We start from the raw sequence: 1,141 nt of genomic DNA, 5'->3' as shown, positions 1-1,141 counted from the left end.
GCGACACGGTGCGCGTCTTCGACAACTTGAGCACCGGCTACCGCGTCAACCTCGCCGCCGTGCAGGATCAGATCGAGTTACTTGAGGGCGACCTGCGCGATGGTGACGCCGTGGCGCGGGCGGTCGCCGGGGTTGAGTGGTGCGGCGATTTGGAATAGCCTTGTGCCTTTGCATGAAAACCATCTGCATGATTGGAATGCCATAGTGCGAATATATATATGGATTTATGTTGTTTTAATCGCCCCTATGATGATCAGAAACAGAATCGTATTCGCATCGAGACAGAATCTAAAATCGTCATTCAACAAAAAATCAAATCTGCTGAATGTGATTTACTCTGGTCAGCGATACTTGATCTTGAATGTAGCTTTAATCCCGTTCCTGCACAGCGCATGGCGATTCTTCATTGGCGCACAAAGTCATGCGATCAAATCATGATCAATGAATCTGTATTAAAAGAAGCAAAATCATTACTCGATAACGGTATTGGAACGTATGACGCAATGCATGCGGCATGTGCAATAGTTGGTCAAGCTGACCTATTTATAACCACAGATGATCGCTTACTGAAACGACTGCAAGCTATTGGTAGATTAGTCGCAATGCTGCCACAGAATGCTCTGGCTACGATGGAGGGTTGGTATGAGAACTGAGGCTGAACTTCGTAGCGCAGGCATGCATGCCCTGATTAGCGCCTTGGGTTTGGTTGAGGCAGAACGCTTTCTCATGGCGGTTTCGCGTGAATCTTTTGATTACACCGAGTGGCGTCGTCACCATCTGCCCCTCATCCCGCTAGAGGAGTTGGCCAGGTTAGCGAATCTTGAGGCTGAAAGACTCCAGGATCATCGGTCTTGAAGTCCTGTTGTATGAAGCAATGGTATAGTTTTTGTGATCAGCCCTCCGGGCTGGACTATATCAAAACACTGCTGCTGTACATTGCAGCCGCCGGCAAGCATGTGACGCTGCAAGAGATCATTGATGTGGTCGGGACAACCATTCCCTTGGGAGGTGCGCTCATGGGTACCATTGCTGAAGAGTTGATCGAACAAGGCATACAAAAAGGTCTGCAAAAGGGTGAACAGATCGGCCTGCAAAAGGGTGAACAGATCGGCCTGCAAAAGGGTGAACAGATCGGCCTGCA

The 1,141-nt window shown here is 49.2% G+C and carries 2 protein-coding genes and 1 pseudogene; all 3 read left to right on the top strand.

What is annotated here, in order from left to right; translation table 11 throughout:
- Positions 1-218 precede the first annotated feature (218 nt).
- Positions 219-653, top strand: coding sequence for a PIN domain-containing protein (locus tag CJ255_RS22065; RefSeq protein WP_097646208.1), 435 nt, complete (start codon positions 219-221; stop codon positions 651-653).
- Positions 643-855 (top strand): hypothetical protein, encoded by a 213-nt coding sequence (locus CJ255_RS22060; protein WP_097646207.1) that lies wholly within the window; start codon positions 643-645, stop codon positions 853-855. Before CJ255_RS22065 ends, CJ255_RS22060 begins: the two co-directional genes overlap by 11 nt.
- Positions 856-866: 11 nt before the next feature.
- A pseudogene (locus CJ255_RS24760) lies at positions 867-1,141 on the top strand (hypothetical protein); the annotation flags it as partial.

It is taken from the genome of Candidatus Viridilinea mediisalina (assembly GCF_002532535.1).
GTDB lineage: Bacteria > Chloroflexota > Chloroflexia > Chloroflexales > Chloroflexaceae > Viridilinea > Viridilinea mediisalina.
This window is presented reverse-complemented; position numbering and strand designations above follow the sequence as displayed.